The following is an 18,413-nucleotide window of genomic DNA, read 5'->3' as shown; positions in this document are numbered from 1 at the left end:
GTGTCCTCACGCGAAGGTGCCGAGCAGCCGCCCGTACACCCCGAACACGCCGATGACCAGAGGAAGCATGGCGATCACGGCGACCGACTCCAGGGCGTCGCCGACGCGCCGCAGCCGCACCTGCACATGCTCGGCGGGCTCCACGCTCAGCACCACGAGAGGGACGACCGCGAGCAGGGCCAGTACGGCGACGGGGCCGACCGCCCCGGTGTGCTCCAGCCACAGCACGACGAGCCGCACCGCGACGACGCTCGCGGCCACCAGCAGCACTACGACCTCGGCGGTGAGCGGAAATGCACGCGCCCGCAGCCCGAGCGCCACCATGACCACGACACCGAGCAGCACCGTCCACACCGAAACCGAACGCAGCACCATGATTCCGGCCGCGGCCGCCGAGGCGGCCAGCACGACGGTCGCGATCGCCAGCCCGCGATGGGTGGCCGCGAGCGCGGTGGTCACCTGGTACCGGCTCACCGACGCCCCACCCGTACGACGGTCATCCAGTCCGGTCAGCCCCGACGCCATCAACGCCAGGCGCGGCAGCACGCCCAGGGCGACGACGCAGGTGACGGCGAGCAGAGCGCCGGCCCGGGCCTGCCCGGCCATGCTCCCGGCGCCGCCCTGGAGAGCGATGGCCGCTTCCCACAGCACCAGGCACCCAGCAACTGCCCCGGCCCCGATCAGCGCCCCGCGACCCAGCGGCGTCACCCATCCGGCGAGCAACAGCGCGACCGCCAGGGGCACGGCGAGAGACGCGAGCCGCAGCGCGCCGGACCAGTCGTAGGCGTCAGCGCAGGTCCAGGCACCGAGAACACCCAGAGCACCGGCAGTGACGATCAACGTGGTGGCAAGCCCGTGCCGCCGGGCGCGCCCGTACAGCACACCGGCGAGCGCACCCACGCTCGCTACAACAAGGAGCCCGGCACCGATCGCCGACAGATCAAACTCCCTGCGTGCCACGATCCCGGTGGTGACCGCCCAGCACAGGGTGGCGAGCCCGGCGACAACCCTGCGCACCGCAGGACGCCACCGCCACGCCCGCACGTCCAGATCGTCGGCGACTTCGTTGCTCACGTCGTGCACGACAGGAGCCGACGGCGCGTCCTCCACGCGCACCAGCCGCAACACAGCCCCGTCGGGCACGGCCGCCGACTCCAGTGAAGCGTCGGGCGCCAGCGCGGAGCCGTCCGCAGTGACCAGATGCCGCAACTCGGGGCTCGCGCCCACACGGTCGTCCAGCAACCGCATGATCTCCGGCAGGAGAACCCCGACCGGCTCCAGCGATGGCAGTACGAGGTCGACCCGGCGTCGCTCGCCGACCAGGGTGACCCGGCTGAGCGCCGTACGCCGGCCGGTCGCTGAACGGCTCAAAGTCCCCGTGGGTATCACGCGTTCGAACCTATCACCGGGCGGTAGAGGCCCCGGAGGGCGAGGGCGACAGCGATCCGGACGGTTGGGATGACGGCACTGAAGCCCCGTACGGGCTCTTCCCGATGACCCGATGCGACACGAACGACCACCCCACACACCCCGCGCACACCACCGCCGCGATCACTACGCCGACGAACAGCTTCCCCAACCTCTCGTCGGTGGAACGCCGCTGGCGCTGGGCGCCGAAGAGCAGGGCGTCCCGAATGCGCCGTCGGCGGACGGACACCGACTCCAGCAACTGGTTGTCGTAGTCCTGAGCCGTCACGGTCTTCGGCCGCCTGTCTCGCGGAGAACGTGGATCACGTCTCGAACTCGCCGACCCATGAACGCCTCAGCAGATGCTTGGGCAAGTACTCGGACTCGACCTCGATCGGGAATTCGTTGTCGTAAGCCATACAGGCCAAAGCGAGGGGAGCGAGGGCCACTAGGCCGTCACCGCTCAGGACACGCGCCTCGTCGCCGGCCCAGTACTGCTTGTGCCCGGTGACGGCATCAACCAGTGCGTTGTTGAACTGCTCGGTTTCCCGCAGCTGGAAGCGATGGAAGAGTTCGAGCGGCGGATAAAGGATCTTCAGCATCATTTCCTTGTCAACGACGCCATCCCGCTCGGGATCGGTGCCTTTGACCGCCGCTACCAGCTTGTCCCACATCTCCGTGGCTCGACCGGCCCAGTAGCTCTGGAGAGCCTCTACCCAGTCGTAGACGTAGTCATCGAAAACCGCCCCCTCGGGAACGGACTCACGCAGAAACGACACAGGTACCCGCATCAGTCGATCGAGACGGTCGTTCTCACGGCAGATCGTCGCCAGATAGACCGACGTGAGCCACGCCCCCGCATGCGTATAAGGCGTCGGCCCTGTCGCAGGCAGGTTCTTCACCTCGCCCGCGCTCCCGATCCGGCACGGTACGGGTCCCTCGGCGGCCGTGGCCGAGTCGAACAGAGCACAGCCGACCTGCATCGCTGTGACCCAGGCCTCCCACGTCTCAAGCTTCGCTGCTTCGGGATCCGTCAGGCAGTGCCACTTCGCCATGGTCAGGGTGCTGCTCAGCGCCCGGTGGCGGGACATCTCCGACCGTTCCATCCGGTCGAGAACCCGACGCGTCCCATCGATGAGCGGCGCCATGGCCTCGGCCGCGTTGTCCGTGCGGAAGCCATGGCGCGGAACGCTCGTGACCACTGAACCCCTCCTCTAACGGATCTTGAAGTATTCCATCACAGCACCAGCGTAGGACCCCGGGTTCTCATTCGCCTTCACCAGGACGTACTGCAGCTTTCCGTCTTCCAGGGCGTCTTCGAGGGCGTTGGCGATCTCGGTGTCTTTCCCGCCTCGCGCCCACATCTTTTCAAGAATTGTGTAGAAATATTCCTTGGTGCCCTGTTTGACCATCATGCCCTCGTAGGGGCCTGCACCTCTGCGCCAGCCGAGGTCCGCCGAGGGTGCCTTCGCTTCGACGATCACAAAACCGCCGTCATCGCCAAGCTTGTACACCTGGTCGAACATGTCGGCGCCATTGGGCGTCTTGGGAAGTGGCACCCACTCGGCGCCTGGGAACTCATGCGGAACCACGTGCAGCTCAGCGGCCTTCTCGCCCAGCTTCTCGGATATCTTGCTGTTGTTGGGCACGTCGCCGAGCTGCTCGGCGTATGCCTCCTGTGCTCTTTTGAGGGCCTCGTGCGCTTCGTGTGTGGGGGCTTCCTCGACTGCCTTTGTCGCGTCGGTGAGCTTCCCGGCCACCTTGCGGTCTTTCGCGAGCCTGTCGAGCTCGGGACGATGCACGGGGTCGGCCGAGTCCGGCCCCAGCGGCGTCCGGCCGTACTTGACGTCAGACGGCCCGCTCGGCAGGTCGTTCTTGGCTACCAGCTTGCCGTTCCCGTCCCGGGCGAGGATGGGCAACTCGACTCCGTCAACGATCCTTGCGGCTTCCTTGCGTCGGTCGAGGGCGTCATAGTGTTCTTCGCGCCAGGCCGGGTCGTTGTTGGCCTTCCAAACGTGCTCGTCCCGGATGCGCTTTCGTTCCTCGGCGGTGAGGTCCCGGTCTCCGGCGGAATTCGTTCCTCCGGAATTGGGATCTGAACCGCTTGACCTCGCGGCAGATCTTGACGGCTCGTGGCCGCTACCGGACCCGTTGGCATCGCCTGTTCCTTGGCGGGGCGACGATGCATGCGAGGTGTGTCCTTGAACGCTGCCACCAGTATCGGTTGTTGTTCCGGCGGATCCGCCGCCTGTGTGCGTGGATGCCTGCGGTGACTGTGACCTGCCACCTACTCCTGCAAGTTCTCGCTCGCGCCCTGCCAACTCCTCCGGCGTATCCCCGGTAGCGGTGGAATGTTCCGCCTTCGGTGCGTCGCTGACGACGTTGCCTTGTTTGTTGTAGGGGATGAACTCGCCGTTCTCGATGACGACCTTGGAGCCGTCGTCGAGTTCCAAGACGCTGTGCGGAGCACGCAGGTCGGGGACGCTGTTCACTCCGCTCAAGTTCTCTGCGACCTTGGCGATGGTAGGTACGGCGTGCCCCGTCACCTTGACCGCGGCGCCGACCGGGTCGATCACGTCGCCGACCTTCGCGACCGTGGTGGCCACCTTGGCGGCGGTGCCCGCCTTGCCCGCGGAGGCGACCTTGAGAGGGCCGGCGCCCAGGGTGAGCCCGTTGAAGACGACGGTGGCCGCAGCTCGGGCCGGGTTTTCCTTCCACATGTCCCAGGCGACGAAGGACTTGCCGAACTCCTTGGCGTAGGCCTTGCTGTCCTGGGCGAAGTCGGTCGCGAAGACACCCGTCGGCTCTTTGCCACCGGACTCCATGAGATAGGTCTCGGCCCCGACTATCGCCCGCACCACGCCTTCCCAGGCCTGTCCCGCCTCGTCCGAGCCATGGACGCCGACGAGGGTCGCGAGGCCGTCGATGGTGCCCCAGACGTTGTCGACGATGAACCCGTCCCAGAAGAAGCTCTTGGCGTAGTAGCCGAGGTCGTCCGGGTCCCACCAGTCGTGGGACTGGGTAACCGGGGTGCCCCAGGGAAGTTCCTTGGCCTGGTCCAGCACCTCGGCGCTGTAGCCATAGAGTTCCGCGCCAAGTGGCATGAACTGCTTGGCGCCGGTGTTCATGACGTACTGGGTGCCGCCCACCAGTGCCGTGATCTTGTTATTACAGTCGATCTCGGCGGCCGTGAACGCGGCCTGCGCGACGTTCACGTCGTGCATCAGCGCCTGGTGCTGCTCGACCTTGTCCGCGTCATCAGTCCAGTTCTCGTCGAACTCCCCGGTGGGCGTCTTGAGTCCTGCCACGAACGCGGTCGCCTTGGTCTGCAGGCGCTCCAACCGCTTGATGATCGGCGCGACTTCGGCGGCGTACGTCGACAAGGCATCGGCGACGGTGGCGACCTTGTCCGCGAAGGAGTCCGCGCCATCACGTGCCGGCGCGGTGGACGCGAACAGCCTCTCCGCCTCCGGTGCCTCGTAGAAGGCCGACAGCCCCTGGAACTGGCGGTGGGCCTCCGCGCCGGCCTGGCGGATGCCGTCCGCCTCGACCCGCAGAGCGTCGGTGTGCTGCTCCAACTGGCCGAGATCGCCGGTGAACAGCGGAATGGATTCCGGCTGGATCACAGACGGCCCGCCTTCCAGCCGACCGGCATGTCAGGCATGACCACCCCGGACGCCCGCCGCTGCACCTCGGCCGCCATATCCAGGTCGCCCTCCTGGTACGCGACGGTGGCCTCCACTGCGCCGTTGACTGTCTTGCCGACGCGTGTGCCGATGAACTTCAGCTCGTCGGCTGTGCCCTCGATGAACTCTGCAATTGCGGCGGCCACCAGCCCGGTCTGCCCCTTGTGCTCCCCGCTCGCTCCGCCCGGAGCGAGAGTCCCGGCTGCGGTGGCCGCGCCCTCCAGGTCCTTCGCGTACGCCTGGACGATGTCGTCCAGGACCTTCATGACCTCTCCGACATTCGAGACCACACTTCCGACCCCGGACGGAGATACGTTCCACCTCGGCATGCGCCAGCCCCCGCTTTCCTCTCCCCGCTCCTGCTACCGCTGCGCGTCCGATGTCAGCCGATGTTGTCGACGGCCGCCTTCGCCCTGGTCAGGGTCGACTGCGCGGTCCCGTCGTTCTGCTCCATCGTCGTGCGCACCAGGCGGATGATCTCGCGGACCTCGCCGGCGGCACGGTGCCAGCGCATCTCCTTACCGTGGTACTCGTCGGCCACGCCATCCGCGGCGAAGTCGGCCATCGCGGCCTTCACCGCGCGCTCACGGTCGGTCAGCACGCGCTCCAACTGGCCGATGATGCCCTGCAGGCTGATCTGGACTTCGCTGGAGGCGCCGGTGTCGTACGAACGGCGGTCCTGGTTCTGAGGCATCGTCAAGTTCCCCCTTGAGGACGGTGAAGGTGATTTCGACGGAAGAGCGCGTGTGCGCTTGTGCAGCTAGCGTGCGCCGAATCGGGCCGCGTCGAAGTTGGCGGCGCCCATGTTCTGGTTGGCGTTGTCTTCCAACTCCACGTCACCGGTGCCAAACGCGGTGTCCATGCCGGACTGACCGCCCAGGATCGCGCTGAGTGAACTGTTCAGCGCGTCCGTGATCTCGTCCGCATGGATCTTGAAGGTGTCGAACGAGGCCTTGCCCGCCCCGTTGAACTTCCCCTCCAGTGGCTCCGCCGCCTGGATCAGCAACTGGATCATCGAGCCCAGATCCTCGCCCGAGCCGACGGTGCTCTTCCCGAGTTCCGACAGGGTCGTTGACCCCATGTCGAACTTCATCTATCCACCCCCGTACGTGTGCCGTGCACTGCGGTTTGCTCGATCGCCACGGCGCAATCGTGTGTCACGCGTGACTTACAGAACGTCGAACATGCTCTCGCATCACGTGTTGCAGGCGCAACGCGGGGAGAGGCCCCTGTGGCGTGATCCAGCTCATGAGCGGTCTTGAATACCGAAGTTGAGAGAGGCCAGGGAGGAGGTCTGAAGAGAGGCTTGGCCGGGTACGGTGTCCGCGACGTGACTCCCGGCGTCGACCATGTGAGATAGCCCGGCGCTACCACAACTAGCCGGAGCGTCAAGGCGTCTTGCCTGGGGTGCCTACGCACAGACTGTCCTCTCATGTCTCTTGTCGGATGGAAGGCTTCCGCTCACTGAGGTCACTACCAAGGTGAGGTTGTCGTCATGGCACGTAGCAATGCCGAACGTCCGACGTACGGATTCACGGTTGCGGCTGCTGTCGACGCTGTCCCGTCCGCGCGCCGCCAAGTCGCAGTGTTGGCCCAGGACTTGGGTCTCCTCGTTTCAGGGGATACGTTGGAAACCGTCGAGTTGCTGGCGAGCGAGGTGATCGCCAACGCCGTCCTGCACTCAGGCGCACCGTGCGATGTCGCTGTGACGCGAATCGACGAACGGCTGCGTATTGAAGTCACGGATACCGACCCGTCGTTGCCGAGCGCCGTTGAGGCTGGACCGAACGACGAGAGCGGCCGGGGCCTTCTGCTTGTGGACGCCTTGGCAGATGCCTGGGGGACGCAACCGGAACCCTGCGGCAAGACGACATGGTTTGAGATCACGCCCGAACCCTCTACCGAGGGCCTGGGCAACAGGTCCGTGGATGCGCTGTCCTCACCTCGTACGCGTGCAGCTGCCGTGGGACGAACCGATCACCAGACACGCGTGGCATCGCCGGTCAACTCGGGGCCGTCGTTCAACCCAGCAACGGCTGGGGAGCAACATCAAGCTGCCTGAGGTTGACGCTTAACGACTCAGGTTGAACGTCGCCTCAGCGTTCTGCCGGCGGTCCCGGGTGGGCCAGTTATGAGCGCGCGTGTCAGCCCGTGTTGCCAAGGGTCCTGCTGGCTGCGAGACGGAAGTCCTTGACTGCTTGGTAGAGGATTCGTTCTCTTTCGGCAGCCAGGGCTGAGTCTTCAGCTTTGCGGATGGTGTCTCGCGCACGGGCGTCCTCGGCCATCCGGCGCATGACCTGTGATAGATCGCTGGAGGCGTGGGTCACTCGTTCGGCGGCTTCCACGACGGAAGTCGGCCCTTCGAGGATGACGACCTCGACGGCGCGATGGACCTCCCGCGCCAGCATGACGAAGCGGCGTATCTTCTCGTCGACGTCGGGTAGATCGGGTTCGTCTGAACGCAGCGCGTCGAAGATGGCGTCCATAGCGATGTCGCGGTCATGGAGGGAGCTGAGGTAGCTGGCGTATGCATCGCGGCGGTGCTGGCGGCGCCACTGATCGTGTTGAGATCGTGCCTGTGCCCGGCCGTTCACGATCGCGGCTCCAAGGGTCGCAAGGGAACCGACGGCGGCACCGAGCAAGGCAGCGAGTCCTGCGTCCATGTGCCCAGTTTGCTGGTCACGTCGCTCATCCAGTACGTCGGGCCTTCGTTGCTAACGTCTCGCTACAACAGCCGAGGAGTCATATGACAGCCCCGTTGCCCACCGCCACTCCCGTCGACTTACGGCACCAGCCCGTCGACCCGGTACTCGAGCGAGTGGAGCGTTCCTTTCAGGTGCGTCTCGACCGGGACACGATGGTGCGTAAACGCCGGACGGTCGGGGCGCGTACGGACCGTGACACCTGGGTCCGGATCGAGCGCCGGCCGTTCGACAAGATCGAAGGCCAGGGGTGGAACGGTGCCGAGTGCGCCGCATTGCTGGATGGGATCGAGAAGCCTGCCTGGCTCGGAGGCGTCGTCTGGGGTGACGCTGCTGATGCGGTCATGTGGCGCGCCGATGAGACCGCGCTTCTCCCCGGAGCCCCGGTGAATCCGGGTGTGGCTTTGGCACTTCCGGATGAGTGGTGGGCGGCGCTGAACGCCTCGCTCGATGCGCTTGCGGCGCACCACACGACGCGCGTTGCTACGCCGGACACCGTGACCGTCACCCAAGCCCGGGTCACGGAGTCCATCCAGGCTGTGTTCCCGAGCGTCCTCGACACGACGATCAGGAAGTGGGCGCCGGCGCACGCGGATCTCACTTGGGCGAACGTGACAGCACCGCAGTTCTGTCTGTTCGATTGGGAAGACTGGGGGATGGCTCCGCGCGGACTGGACGCTGCCTGGCTGTGGGGGAACTCGCTTGCCATCCCGGAGTTGGCCGCGCGTTTGCGCCGTGAGAGGCGCCACGACTTGGAAAGCCGGGACGGAAGGCTGATGGCGCTGTTCTTCTGTACCTCGATTGTGGGTCCGCATGCTGACCCGGATGACTCCCGGCTGGGACTCGCCCAGATGGAGACGGAACGGCTTGTGGCCGAACTGCGGACCGGATGAGGTGTGGCCTGATCGTAGAGGAACCCCTCATTGGTCCGAGATCAACCCAGTCCCGTCAGAGGACCTGGATGTTGCGGTCGGATACGGCTTGTCGGCGGCTGCATGTGCCGCGGGGCGTGCGGTATCCACGGTCGCTGCGATGGGGCGCCATGGTGACATTGGTCGGCGGCTCGCAATGATCTCGCTGTCGCCTCTGGCGCAGTCCCGTTATCCTCCGTTGTAACGCGTTGACGGAGACGAGTAGCCGCGGGATGGCGCGAGTCGAGAGAGCTGCTGGTAGCTGGAAAAGCAGCCTCGTGCCCCGAGGCGAAGACCCTCCTGAGCGCGGGGAGGAACGGCTTGATTGCCCAATGCCCCGCCGGTTGGCCCCCGTCACCGGGCACGAATGAGGCCGCCGCTGTGGAGTGGCGGTGAAGGCGCGGTGGCACCGCGAGTACCCTTCTCGTCCGCGCCCCCAAGGGATCATGACGACGCCCCTGGGAGGGCTGCGATGATCCATACGACTAACCGTGTACTGGTATCCGACCTGCCACGATACGTAGGGCAGGTCGTGTCCGTGTCTGGTTGGGTAAACACGCTCCGTCTGCTGAGCAAGATGCAGTTCGTCGTCGTTCGTGACCACACCGGCATGGTGCAGATCACCCACCAGCGTGGCGGCGAAGGCGACGAGATTGAGGCCACCCTGCAGGGGCTCACCCCAGAGTCCGCCGTCCGGATCACCGGTCGGGTCGCTGATAACCCGATTGTGAAACTCGGAGGCCTGGAGATCACCCCGGAGACGGTCGAGGTCCTGAACCGAGCCGAGACGCCGCTGCCGATCGATGAGCACACCGGCCTGGAACACCGCTTGGACTGGCGGTTCCTGGACGTACGCCGCCGTCGCCAGGCGCAACTGCTGTTTGCCGTGCAGACCACGCTCGAGCAGGGGATGCGCGAGTACGCCTACGGGCAGGGCTGCACCGAGATGCACACCCCGAAGCTGATGGGCACCGCATCGGAGTCCGGAGCTGAGGTGTTCCAGCTCGGCTACTTCGATCGCTCCGCCTACCTGGCCCAGTCGCCGCAGTTCTTCAAGCAGATGGCGATCGCGGCGGGAATCGACAAGGTCTTCGAGGTCGGGCCAGTCTTCCGTGCCGAGCCGTCGTTCACCTCCCGGCACGCGACGGAGTTCACCGGCGTAGACGTGGAACTGGCGTGGATCAACGGGGTCGAGGACGTGATGGCGTTCGAGGAGCGGATGCTCATGCACGCGGTCGCGAGGGTCGCCGACGCGCATGGGGAGGCGGTCCTGGAGACGTTCGGAGTCGAGGTCACGGTGCCGACAGCGCCGTTCCCGCGGATCACGATGGCTGAGGCGCAGGAGATCCTGCGAGCGAAGGGCTGGGACCCGGCGGGCGTGAAGGAGGATCTCGACCCGGAGGGCGAGCGCGGGATCGCCTCGTACGTCCAGGAGCAGACCGGGCACGAGTGGGTGTTCGTCACCCGCTACCCGAAGAGTGTCCGGCCCTTCTACCACATGCGGGCGGCGGACGACCCGGACGTGACACTCAGCTTCGACCTGCTGTGGAAGGGGCTGGAGGTTACGACAGGCGCGCAGCGGGAGCACCGCTACGACGTGCTGCTCGAGCAAGCCGCGCAGAAGGGTATGGGGACCGAGCCGATGCAGGACTACCTGAACGTCTTCCGTTACGGGTGCCCGCCCCACGGCGGCCTGGGCATGGGCCTGGGCCGGGTACTGATGGTGATGCTCGGCCTCGACTCGATCCGGGAGGCCACATTCTTGTTCAGGGGGCCGAACAGGCTCACGCCGTAGCGGATGGGCCGCCTCCATCATCACTGTCCAATGTTGATCACACGATGGTGGGGGCGTGCTCCGCTCCAAGAAGTCGCTGCGGCTGATCATCAGCCAGGTCCACAATGATCACTTCCACGTCATGTCCCCCAGCACAGCGATGGCGTTCGCAGCGTCGACCATCCCGGCAGGGGGCGTGGATGCTCCTCTCTGAGAAAGGGTCTACGGCTCATGTCGGATATCAAGGTGGCGATGTGCACGGGGAACTCAGGGAAGTTCCGTACGGCTCAGGAACATCTCGCGCCTTGGGGTATTGAGGTGGAGCAGGTGGCATTGGAGCTGGACGAGATCCAGACGACGTCCGTCGCGGAAATCGCGCAGCACAAGGCCCGACAGGCCTTCGCGGTCCTCGGACGACCGCTGTTTGTCGAGGACTCAGGGTTCTACATCGAGGAGTTCGGCGGCTGGCCCGGGCCCATGGTCAAGCAGGCACTCGAAGCGTTCGGGCCCGGCGGGTTCACGCACCTGGCAGACCTCACGGAGAAGCGAACGTGCCGTTTCGCGAGTGCCGCTGTGTACGCCGACGAGCGAGGCGAACTCCACACCTTCGCGGACGACTCCCGGAAGCCCGGCTCCATCGCCTCTGCCCCCGATCGCGGTGACGGGCCGCGGTCCTGGTCGGATCTGTGGTCGATCTTCGTCCCCGAGGGCGCCACGTCGACGCTCGCGGCCCTGCCGCCCTCTGAACAGGAGCAGGTATTCGCCGAGTGGCGGGCGGACTCGGTGGTCGCCGCGCTGGGCGCCTGGCTGTCTGGGAACCGGTGACCGCTCTGACGGTGCCCGACGCTCCGTGATTTGTCCGACGTACGCCCTGCCGCCGACGGTGCGGCGCTGTCAGCTCCTGCTGCCCGACAGCCCAGCAGCTACTTGGTCGCGATAACGTAGACGCTGCCCCACTGGCGCTTCGGGTTGGCGATCTGCGGGTCGAAGTTCCAGGGCTCAACCGTGGTGAACCCCGCCTCGGTGAAGAGCTGGACGAGCTTGTCGTGGTCATAGGCCCAGTAGTGCGGGTTGTAGGTGGGGTCGTCGTCCTGGTCGCGGAAGACGTAGTTGATCAGGTCGAGGTGTGTGTTGATGTCGTCGAGGCAGTCCCGTTTCCCGTACCACTTCTTGATCATTTCGGCGCTGTCAGCGGTGCCCTCCGGGTACTGGGCCAGCACGAACGCGGCGTCGGGTACGCCGGTGATGAGTCGGCCGCCGACGGCGAGTACACGGTGGGCTTCACGGGCGTAGTGCTTGGCTGAGCGGGGGTAGTCGATGTGCTCCAGGAAGTGTTCGGAGAACAGTTCGTCGACGGACGCGTCGCGGAGCGGTATGCCTTCTCGTACGTCCCACAGCAGGTCTGCGGGTGGTACGGCGTCGATGTTGAAGAAGCCGGCGATTCGGTGGGCTCCTCCGCCGATCTGCACCTTGCGGGGCGTGTCGTCGATACGGCCGTCAGGCCATGCCTTCTGACTGGCGCGGTGCGTGCGGTGGAGTTCGAGCTCCTTGACGGTGGCGCGCAGAGCCCGGGCAAGGCCGTGTGTCGTGGTCGGCTGTCGCAGCAGCTGCGTTATCTGCTCCATGACCTGGTCCGGGCTGGCTGTCTCGATGTTCTGCTGGGGCGTCACGGTGATCTCCTCGGGGTCGTCGCGTTCGGGCGCGTTTCCTTCAGGCGGCCGTCGGTGACGGACTCGCTGACCGGTTGTTGCGCATCAGGGTGTACTTGATGTCGACGAGCCGCGGAGCGATGGTCACGTTCAGCTGCTCCCTCGGGTGTAGTCGCCCGGCGTCGTCTTGTTCGGCGTGCCAGACCCGGTACTCGAGATCGGGGTAGGCGGGGTTGATGCCGATCTCGCCCTTCGGGATCGTGCCGTTGAAGGGCGTGATGATGTCCATGTGGTTCCAGTAGTTCCAGGCCTGGAGCGCCTTGTGCTGGTCGAAGTAGAAGTAGAAGTCGGGGTATCGGCCGAAGGTCCGCAGCTCGCGGTGGATGAGGTGGCCTAGCAGCGGGCCGAGGTGAGTGGCCAGGCTGTCGAACTCCCACCGGGTGTGTCGCCACTCCTCCGGGACCTGGCCGGGGGTGAAGAGGCGGGCGGCGACGAGGTAGCTGATGCGTTCCATCAGGTAGTGCCGGGCGTGCTGCGGATCGATCGTCCGGTCTACCTGCGCGAGGAGGCTGCCGAGCTTGTGGGGGGAAGGGCGGAACTTGGCGAGGTCGAACTTGCCGGCCATGGCCAGTTCGGAGGAGAAGATCATCTCTTTGTAGAGCCAGTTGTTGAACTCGCCGAGTTCAGCCAGGCGCCGGGTCTCGTCGCTGGTGGAGTGGAGCATCAGGTACTCGGCGAGCGCTTCGAAATAGACGTAGCCGAGAATTGGCAGGCGAGGGATGGTCTCGTCGAGTAACTGGAGGAACGACTCGGCTGCGACGGTGGCGCCTGTGTGGGCGATCGTCGAGGCAAGGGCGAGGAAACTGGCGGAGTTCTTCGTCCGGCTGGTGATCGTCTCGCGCAACTGGTGCCGTTCGGCCTTGGACAGCAGGTATTCGAGGTGGCTGTAGATGCTCAGATGGATGGCGCCGAGACGCAGGTAGTCGACGCCGGCGAGGCCGCGGTATGCCTGGCGTGGCACGTCAATCTCGAAGAGCAGCGGAGTGGGCGTCGCCTCGGGCTTGCCGACCCTCTTCAGGAAGGCCGGGGCCTCCCGGTTGAGGACGTACGAGGCGAGGTTGTGCATTCGGAAGCCCTGGTCGGCCGCGGTGAGCGGGGCGCAGTAGATGCTGCCGACGAGGCAGCCCCCCGAGGGGTACAGCACGCCGTGCTCGTTGATCTCCTCCAGAGCATGGGTCACGTGCAGCAGGTGCAGCTTGGTGCTGCTGTTGAGGGCGTCGAAGAGGGCGTTGCTGCGCAGGAGAGCGCCGTGCGGGGTCTCCTCGGCCAGGCGGGCTTCCCAGGCAGCGGTCTGCTCAGCCAGCGGGTCGGTAGCTTCGGCGGGGTTGGGGACGATCGACGCCTCGTAGAACTCGTGGGCGTCGGCCCACAGGTGGTACGCGTCGAGGAAGTCCATCAGCCGATCAGCTCCCGACGTTCAAGGGCTTTGAAGACAGCGTCCGCGCTGTCGAGTCCCGCCAGGTGGCCAGCTTCGGACCAGAGGACGAGATCGAAGGCGGCTGCGCGGAGCCGGTCGAATGCTTCGACGCGTACGTGTTGTGGATCTGGCCACCAGCTGAGCTTCGGCAGCCGGTAGCGGTCTAGTGCGTCGGCAGCCTTCACGAGATCGCTGACTTCCCGGGTACGCGAGTAGTCGGCTTCGTCTTCCGCGGTGAAATCCGCGTATGGCACGTCGTGGAGACGAACGGAAGTGGCGGCTTGAGAGACGGCTGGTGCTGTCACCGGCACGTGGAAGTGCTCCCAGATGAGGTCCGGGTGGCTGGTGAGCCATTGCGCGGCGCGGGCCCCATGGCCGCGATCGTCCTTGTCGTGGAGTCGCCGGCAGTCGTGGACGGCGGCAGCAACGATCAGTGTGGAGGTATCCCGTTCATCAAGACCGGTGGCCTCGGCGAGGAGGGCCGCGAGTGCGGCCGTGCGCATTGCGTGCCGAACTCCGTGCAGGGAATCGCGCAGGCGGGGTTCTGCGAGCCAGGCCGTCGGTATCGCCGTGCGCCTGAGGAGGTCGCACGAGGCCTCCCGGAGCTTCGTCGGCGCGCCGTCGACCAGGTGCGGCCGGTTTTCCTCGATCCAGCGCACCGTCGCGTGGTCGACGAACTGGTGGTGCGGGAGCTGCTTGCGTGCGGCGAGGTCCACCAGGCTGGTGGCCGGCGGGGTCGTGCTCATCTAGTCCACCCCCTCTCGGTGGTCTATCGCGACGAGTTGGCTCAGGTGGCGGGCGCCGCCTGGGAGCAGGGCTTGGGGGTCTGCTGCGCTGCTTCGAAGGCTGCGGTGAACTCGGCAAGCTCCTCCTCACTCATGAGCCGGACACCAAGCTCGCGGGCTACGGAGTTGATGCGGTCCTGGGCCACTTGGACTGCCGCCGAGCTCGGGTCGTCGCCCAGGAGCACTTCGAACTCGGCGTGGTGGCCCCACGCTTCGCTCCACTTGACCGCGACCTCGACACCGCCGAAGCGGAAGTTGCGGCGCTGGTTGTACGCCTCGTGCATCGTTTCCTCGAAGCCGAGTGCGTTGAAGACCCGGACCGCGCCTTCCACATCTTCGCGAGCGATGGGGATCTCGGTCTCCGGGAATGCCGTGCCCTGCCCGATCTTGCTGGTCTTGAGAGTGATCTTCGCTGTGTTGGTGGCGATGTTGTCGGTTACCTTCAGCAGCTGGTCGGGCAGCACATAGAAGTAGATGTGCTTGTCGTCGCGGCCGAGATCTTCGCCGTCCTGTTCGAGGCGCGAGATGAGCTGATCGTGGGCTTGTTGGCTGAAGCGGGCGCGCATTTCGATCTCGACAGGCACGGTGTCCTCCTTGTTCGGGCACGGGTAATCCAGCCGAACCAAGTGGGGTACAGCCCGGCTGGTCCGGATCGGTCGCGATATTCGGCTGTTGCACTGGGCCGGGCGGCGCGGGCACTGGTGGGCGTCCGCGCCGCCTGTCAGGCGGAGATCGTCAGGCGATGTCGCCGAAGCGGTCTCTTACGACGCCGTCATGGAGGTAGGTCGGGAGCTGGACGCCTCCCACTGAGAGGCGCTTGGTGACCACCTGCTCCTCGGTGTCGCTCGGGAACCCTTCCAGCAGGCGCAGGCACTGCTGTACCCATTCTCGGGACTGGTCCCAGTTGGCGTCGTCGCGGTGCCGCACGGCCAGCGCGAAGGCGGTCTCCGCCGCTGCCCATCGGTTGGTGCCCAGTTCCCGCTGGAAGCCGGTCTCCAGTTCCTCGACGGAGGCGACGCGGGTTTCGCTGGTCATGTTGTCCTCTCTCATCCGGTGAGTCCCCGATGGTGTTCAACGCGGCGACGACCTGCTGGTGACGTGGCGGTCGCCTAGTAAGTGAAGATTTCAGCGAGGGTGCGGTAGTCGTGGAGTTCGTCCTTCTCGAACCAGAGATCCACTTCCTGATCCGCTTCCTCCTTGTTGCCGGAGGCGTGCACGAGGTTCGCGGCGGCCTTGCCGGAGGCGACGCTGGCGGCCTTGCTGTAGTGCGAGAAGTCCCCGCGGATCGTGCCGGCGGGCGCCTCGTTCGGGAAGGTACTGCCGACGATCTTCCGGACGGTGGCGACGGCGTCAGCTCCTTCCAGAACGAGTGCGATGACGGGGCCCTGCTGCATGAACGTGGCGGTGATGTTGTAGACCTCGGGGCCGAAGCGTTCTTCGAGGTCGAAGTAGTGGCGTCGCGTGAACTCTGCGTCCATCTGCTTCATCTTGATGCCGACGATCTTGAGCGCCGCATCCTCGAATCGGGAAATGATCTTCCCTGCGAAGCCACGCACAACGGCGTCGGGCTTCAGCAGTACGAGAGTGCGCTCCACCGGCTGCTCCTGATCCTGGGCCATCGGTTCCCTTTCAGCGTTCAGGCAGGCGATATATGACGCACACTCAGTGCGCCATGAGCCTGAGGTTACCTGCGCTTCGAGGGCTCCCCTCGGGATCACCTGAGATCGACAATCCCTACGAGTACCTTGATCGCTTTGCCTCGAAGGTCAGCAGTTGCTTGTTCGTCAACGACATCCCTCGCTTCCTCCTTTCGTGAGTCTCGCCTTCGCCGTTCAGGCATCGCCTCCGTTTGTCCCTGACACAGGAGCGTCTTTGTGTCCGCGCCATCAGTGACGTCTGGGCGGCCGGCAGGACGGCCAGAGGCCCGCCGCTCGAAGAGCCTCTCAGCCTGCGCCGCCCTTGAGCAGACAGCCTGTCCGTAACTTCGTGCTTCAAATTGCAGTGCCGGGCAGAGTAGTTGTGGTAGTGGTTCGCGAACTCCGGGTCTGCTGCGAAGGGTTGGCGGCAACGAAGCCAGGATCCAGTTTCTGTTACATGCCTGCTTGCTCCGCCAGGAACGGGCTGTGGCCAGGAGACTCCTGTCTCCTGGCCCAGAGGCCGCCACTGGGCCAAGGAGATGGGTGACCGGGTGAACCGCCGGGCCTCGTCAACTAGCCTTCGATGAGAGCGCCTCTTCGCCCAACACGGGTTATCGCATGAGGCTTTGCCGTCGTGTCGAGGCTTGTGGATGCTGCGCGGGAGTCCATGCACTGAGTGAATCGACTCCCGGGCAAGCTCACCAGGTATCAGCGACGCAATGAGAGTGCAGTCGCAGTGCAGTGATCACGCACGCCGCCGACTGCGGTGTGCCAGGAGGCCGGCATGGACGTGGTGGAGGTCTGGAACGGCCATCAGGCGTGCGCTCTTCAGGCGGCCCTGAGGAAGACCAACGAGGCCTTCGCGGAACGTCTTGGCCTCGCTCCACGGACGGTTGCGGCGTGGCACACGAACCCCGACGTGGTACTGCGCAGTGAAACGCAGCAGCTGCTCGATGAGGTCTACGAAACCGCATCCCCAGCCGTGCGAAAGCGGTTCGCGATGATGCTCACCCCTGACCAGCCTGCCGCTGGCCGGGGTCCCTCTTCGGTTCAGCCACTGAGGGTTGCTATCGCTGTGGTCGTGCGGGAAGACCAGGTCCTGCTGGTCTGCCGCCGCGACGACGGAGTCTCCGGGATCACGTGGCAGTTTCCTGCCGGAGTGATCAAACCGGGTGTGCACCCTGACAGTGCTGCGGTCCGAGAGACGCTGAACGAGACCGGCGTGCGCTGTGCTGTCATCCGCAACCTCGGCGCCCGACTGCACCCCGTGACGGCCGTCGAGTGCGAGTACTTCCTGTGTGAGTTCCTCGCCGGCGAGGCTACGAACAGCGACGTCGTCGAGAACGTAGACGTGATGTGGGCGCCGAAAACATCGGTCACGCGCTTCATCCCCGCCACTAACATCTTCCCGCCCATCCTGGCAGCTCTGGAGGAGCCACATGACGCAGCAGACCACCGATGACCGGCCGGCAATCGCAGCAGCGGTCATCGTGAGTGAAGGACGCGTCCTTCTGGTGCGGCGACGAGTGAAGGAAGGGCAACTCTCCTGGCAGTTCCCTGCGGGTGAAGTCGAGTCTGGGGAAGCAGAGGAGGATGCCGCCGTCCGCGAGACACGCGAGGAGACGGGGCTGGAGGTGAAAGCACTCCGGTCACTTGGGAGCCGGGTGCACCCGAAGACGCAGAGGCGTATGTCCTACACGGCTTGTGAGGTCCTCTCAGGGACGGCACACGTCGCCGATCCCGATGAGCTGGCGGAGCTGGAGTGGTGCTCGCACTCCGAGATCTCGGAGTACGTCCCCTACGGGCTCTATGAGCCGGTCCAGCGGTATCTAAACGAGGTCTTGCCTCAATAGTCCTCCTGGTCTCCGAGGCGATGAGCCAGGCCGCGGGGCGACGCGTCCAGGACCGTGTCGCCGCGCAGGCGGAAATCGAGGCGTCCTGGCGCGAGCGGGCCCTGAACACAGAGGCCGCCCTCAAGACCGCCCACGCCGAGACCCTGGCCCAACGCGAGCAGATCGCCGAACTTCTCCGTCAGATGCGGGACCTCCAGACCGAGTGGAGTCAGGAGGACATCACCCGGATCATCACCGACAACGGCGCCCTGAACAAGCAGGTCCGTGAGCTGTCTGCCCCGAGCAAGTCTCTGACCAGCAAGCTCGCCGCCGCACGCGAGAACATCCGCTTCGCCGACAAACGCATCGCGGACCTCGAAGTCCGATTCGCCGACGCCAGCCAACTATCAAAGCGCGCTGACGCATCCACTTCTTGAGCAGTTCTGGGCCGCCCCCCGTTGGGCGGGCGGCCCCCACACGGGCAAGCCCCGGGCCGGATATGGGGGGGGCGGGTGTCCCCCCCGGGCCCCCCAGCCCGGACCCGGCGCGAAGC

22 protein-coding genes are annotated in these 18,413 nt (G+C 65.7%); 8 read left to right on the top strand and 14 right to left on the bottom strand.

Translation table 11 applies throughout. From position 1 onward, the window contains the following. Window positions 1-6: 6 nt before the first annotated feature. From eccD to ACWGDB_RS27260, 7 genes are all read right to left on the bottom strand, one after another. Window positions 7-1,371 (bottom strand): type VII secretion integral membrane protein EccD, encoded by a 1,365-nt coding sequence (gene eccD / locus ACWGDB_RS27290; RefSeq protein WP_453824835.1) that lies wholly within the window; start codon window positions 1,369-1,371, stop codon window positions 7-9. A gap of 31 nt (window positions 1,372-1,402) precedes the next feature. Then, window positions 1,403-1,696 (bottom strand): hypothetical protein, encoded by a 294-nt coding sequence (locus tag ACWGDB_RS27285; protein WP_453824834.1) that lies wholly within the window; start codon window positions 1,694-1,696, stop codon window positions 1,403-1,405. A gap of 34 nt (window positions 1,697-1,730) precedes the next feature. Continuing rightward, window positions 1,731-2,609: an immunity 49 family protein gene (locus ACWGDB_RS27280; protein ID WP_225994359.1), complete on the bottom strand. Its 879-nt coding sequence runs from the start codon at window positions 2,607-2,609 to the stop codon at window positions 1,731-1,733. 12 nt (window positions 2,610-2,621) lie between these two features. After that, window positions 2,622-5,033 (bottom strand): hypothetical protein, encoded by a 2,412-nt coding sequence (locus tag ACWGDB_RS27275; RefSeq protein WP_453824833.1) that lies wholly within the window; start codon window positions 5,031-5,033, stop codon window positions 2,622-2,624. After that, on the bottom strand, window positions 5,030-5,422 hold the full coding sequence (locus ACWGDB_RS27270) for a DUF6507 family protein (protein WP_453824832.1): 393 nt from the start codon (window positions 5,420-5,422) through the stop codon (window positions 5,030-5,032). The genes ACWGDB_RS27275 and ACWGDB_RS27270 overlap by 4 nt, the downstream gene beginning before the upstream one ends. Window positions 5,423-5,475: 53 nt before the next feature. Continuing rightward, window positions 5,476-5,787 carry a pore-forming ESAT-6 family protein gene (locus ACWGDB_RS27265; protein ID WP_453824831.1) on the bottom strand — a complete coding sequence of 104 codons (312 nt, stop codon included), beginning with the start codon at window positions 5,785-5,787 and terminating at the stop codon, window positions 5,476-5,478. A gap of 66 nt (window positions 5,788-5,853) precedes the next feature. Beyond that, window positions 5,854-6,186 (bottom strand): hypothetical protein, encoded by a 333-nt coding sequence (locus ACWGDB_RS27260; RefSeq protein ID WP_453824830.1) that lies wholly within the window; start codon window positions 6,184-6,186, stop codon window positions 5,854-5,856. 402 nt (window positions 6,187-6,588) lie between these two features. On the opposite strand from ACWGDB_RS27260, the gene ACWGDB_RS27255 reads away from it, so the two are divergent. After that, window positions 6,589-7,155 carry an ATP-binding protein gene (locus ACWGDB_RS27255; protein WP_453824829.1) on the top strand — a complete coding sequence of 189 codons (567 nt, stop codon included), beginning with the start codon at window positions 6,589-6,591 and terminating at the stop codon, window positions 7,153-7,155. An 82-nt stretch (window positions 7,156-7,237) separates the two neighbouring features. On the opposite strand, the gene ACWGDB_RS27250 is transcribed toward ACWGDB_RS27255, so the two are convergent. Continuing rightward, on the bottom strand, window positions 7,238-7,756 hold the full coding sequence (locus tag ACWGDB_RS27250; protein ID WP_453824828.1) for a proline dehydrogenase: 519 nt from the start codon (window positions 7,754-7,756) through the stop codon (window positions 7,238-7,240). Window positions 7,757-7,839: 83 nt separating this feature from the next. Here ACWGDB_RS27250 and ACWGDB_RS27245 point away from each other — a divergent pair, with 83 nt between their 5' ends. The 4 genes from ACWGDB_RS27245 to ACWGDB_RS27230 all read left to right on the top strand — a co-directional run bounded on the left by ACWGDB_RS27245 (window position 7,840) and on the right by ACWGDB_RS27230 (window position 11,305). Then, entirely contained in the window at window positions 7,840-8,688 is an 849-nt protein-coding gene (locus tag ACWGDB_RS27245; protein WP_453824827.1) for a hypothetical protein, read from the top strand. 490 nt (window positions 8,689-9,178) lie between these two features. Next, window positions 9,179-10,501 carry an aspartate--tRNA(Asn) ligase gene (gene aspS, locus ACWGDB_RS27240; protein ID WP_453824898.1) on the top strand — a complete coding sequence of 441 codons (1,323 nt, stop codon included), beginning with the start codon at window positions 9,179-9,181 and terminating at the stop codon, window positions 10,499-10,501. A 55-nt stretch (window positions 10,502-10,556) separates the two neighbouring features. Beyond that, the gene (locus tag ACWGDB_RS27235; RefSeq protein WP_453824826.1) at window positions 10,557-10,694 is read left to right on the top strand and encodes a hypothetical protein; all 138 of its coding nucleotides are present in this window, start codon (window positions 10,557-10,559) and stop codon (window positions 10,692-10,694) included. 17 nt (window positions 10,695-10,711) lie between these two features. Then, window positions 10,712-11,305: a non-canonical purine NTP pyrophosphatase gene (locus ACWGDB_RS27230; protein ID WP_453824825.1), complete on the top strand. Its 594-nt coding sequence runs from the start codon at window positions 10,712-10,714 to the stop codon at window positions 11,303-11,305. A 98-nt stretch (window positions 11,306-11,403) separates the two neighbouring features. On the opposite strand, the gene ACWGDB_RS27225 is transcribed toward ACWGDB_RS27230, so the two are convergent. The 6 genes from ACWGDB_RS27225 to ACWGDB_RS27200 all read right to left on the bottom strand — a co-directional run bounded on the left by ACWGDB_RS27225 (window position 11,404) and on the right by ACWGDB_RS27200 (window position 16,010). Beyond that, window positions 11,404-12,105, bottom strand: a complete 702-nt coding sequence (locus tag ACWGDB_RS27225; RefSeq protein ID WP_453824897.1) for a class I SAM-dependent methyltransferase — start codon at window positions 12,103-12,105, stop codon at window positions 11,404-11,406. Window positions 12,106-12,190: 85 nt separating this feature from the next. Next, window positions 12,191-13,585, bottom strand: coding sequence for a hypothetical protein (locus ACWGDB_RS27220; RefSeq protein WP_453824824.1), 1,395 nt, complete (start codon window positions 13,583-13,585; stop codon window positions 12,191-12,193). Beyond that, entirely contained in the window at window positions 13,585-14,352 is a 768-nt protein-coding gene (locus tag ACWGDB_RS27215; RefSeq protein ID WP_453824823.1) for a hypothetical protein, read from the bottom strand. Before ACWGDB_RS27215 ends, ACWGDB_RS27220 begins: the two co-directional genes overlap by 1 nt. A gap of 41 nt (window positions 14,353-14,393) precedes the next feature. After that, the gene (locus ACWGDB_RS27210; RefSeq protein ID WP_453824822.1) at window positions 14,394-14,975 is read right to left on the bottom strand and encodes a hypothetical protein; all 582 of its coding nucleotides are present in this window, start codon (window positions 14,973-14,975) and stop codon (window positions 14,394-14,396) included. A gap of 151 nt (window positions 14,976-15,126) precedes the next feature. Further along, window positions 15,127-15,426 (bottom strand): hypothetical protein, encoded by a 300-nt coding sequence (locus ACWGDB_RS27205; RefSeq protein WP_453824821.1) that lies wholly within the window; start codon window positions 15,424-15,426, stop codon window positions 15,127-15,129. 74 nt (window positions 15,427-15,500) lie between these two features. After that, complete coding sequence (locus tag ACWGDB_RS27200; RefSeq protein ID WP_453824820.1) at window positions 15,501-16,010, bottom strand: nucleoside-diphosphate kinase; 510 nt, start codon at window positions 16,008-16,010, stop codon at window positions 15,501-15,503. Between the two features lie 802 nt (window positions 16,011-16,812). Between ACWGDB_RS27200 and ACWGDB_RS27195 the strand changes: the two genes are divergently transcribed. The 3 genes from ACWGDB_RS27195 to ACWGDB_RS27185 are packed head-to-tail and all read left to right on the top strand — an operon-like array spanning window position 16,813 to window position 18,297. Beyond that, window positions 16,813-17,490 (top strand): NUDIX hydrolase, encoded by a 678-nt coding sequence (locus ACWGDB_RS27195; protein WP_453824819.1) that lies wholly within the window; start codon window positions 16,813-16,815, stop codon window positions 17,488-17,490. Continuing rightward, a complete protein-coding gene (locus ACWGDB_RS27190; RefSeq protein WP_453824818.1) occupies window positions 17,468-17,881 on the top strand; it encodes an NUDIX hydrolase in 414 nt (137 codons plus the stop codon). The genes ACWGDB_RS27195 and ACWGDB_RS27190 overlap by 23 nt, the downstream gene beginning before the upstream one ends. A 20-nt stretch (window positions 17,882-17,901) precedes the next feature. Further along, window positions 17,902-18,297, top strand: a complete 396-nt coding sequence (locus ACWGDB_RS27185) for a hypothetical protein (protein WP_453824817.1) — start codon at window positions 17,902-17,904, stop codon at window positions 18,295-18,297. Window positions 18,298-18,413: the final 116 nt, after the last annotated feature.

Source organism: Streptomyces sp. NPDC055013, from assembly GCF_053608645.1.
Note: the sequence above shows the minus strand (reverse complement) of the source record. Positions and strands in the feature narration are given on the sequence as shown.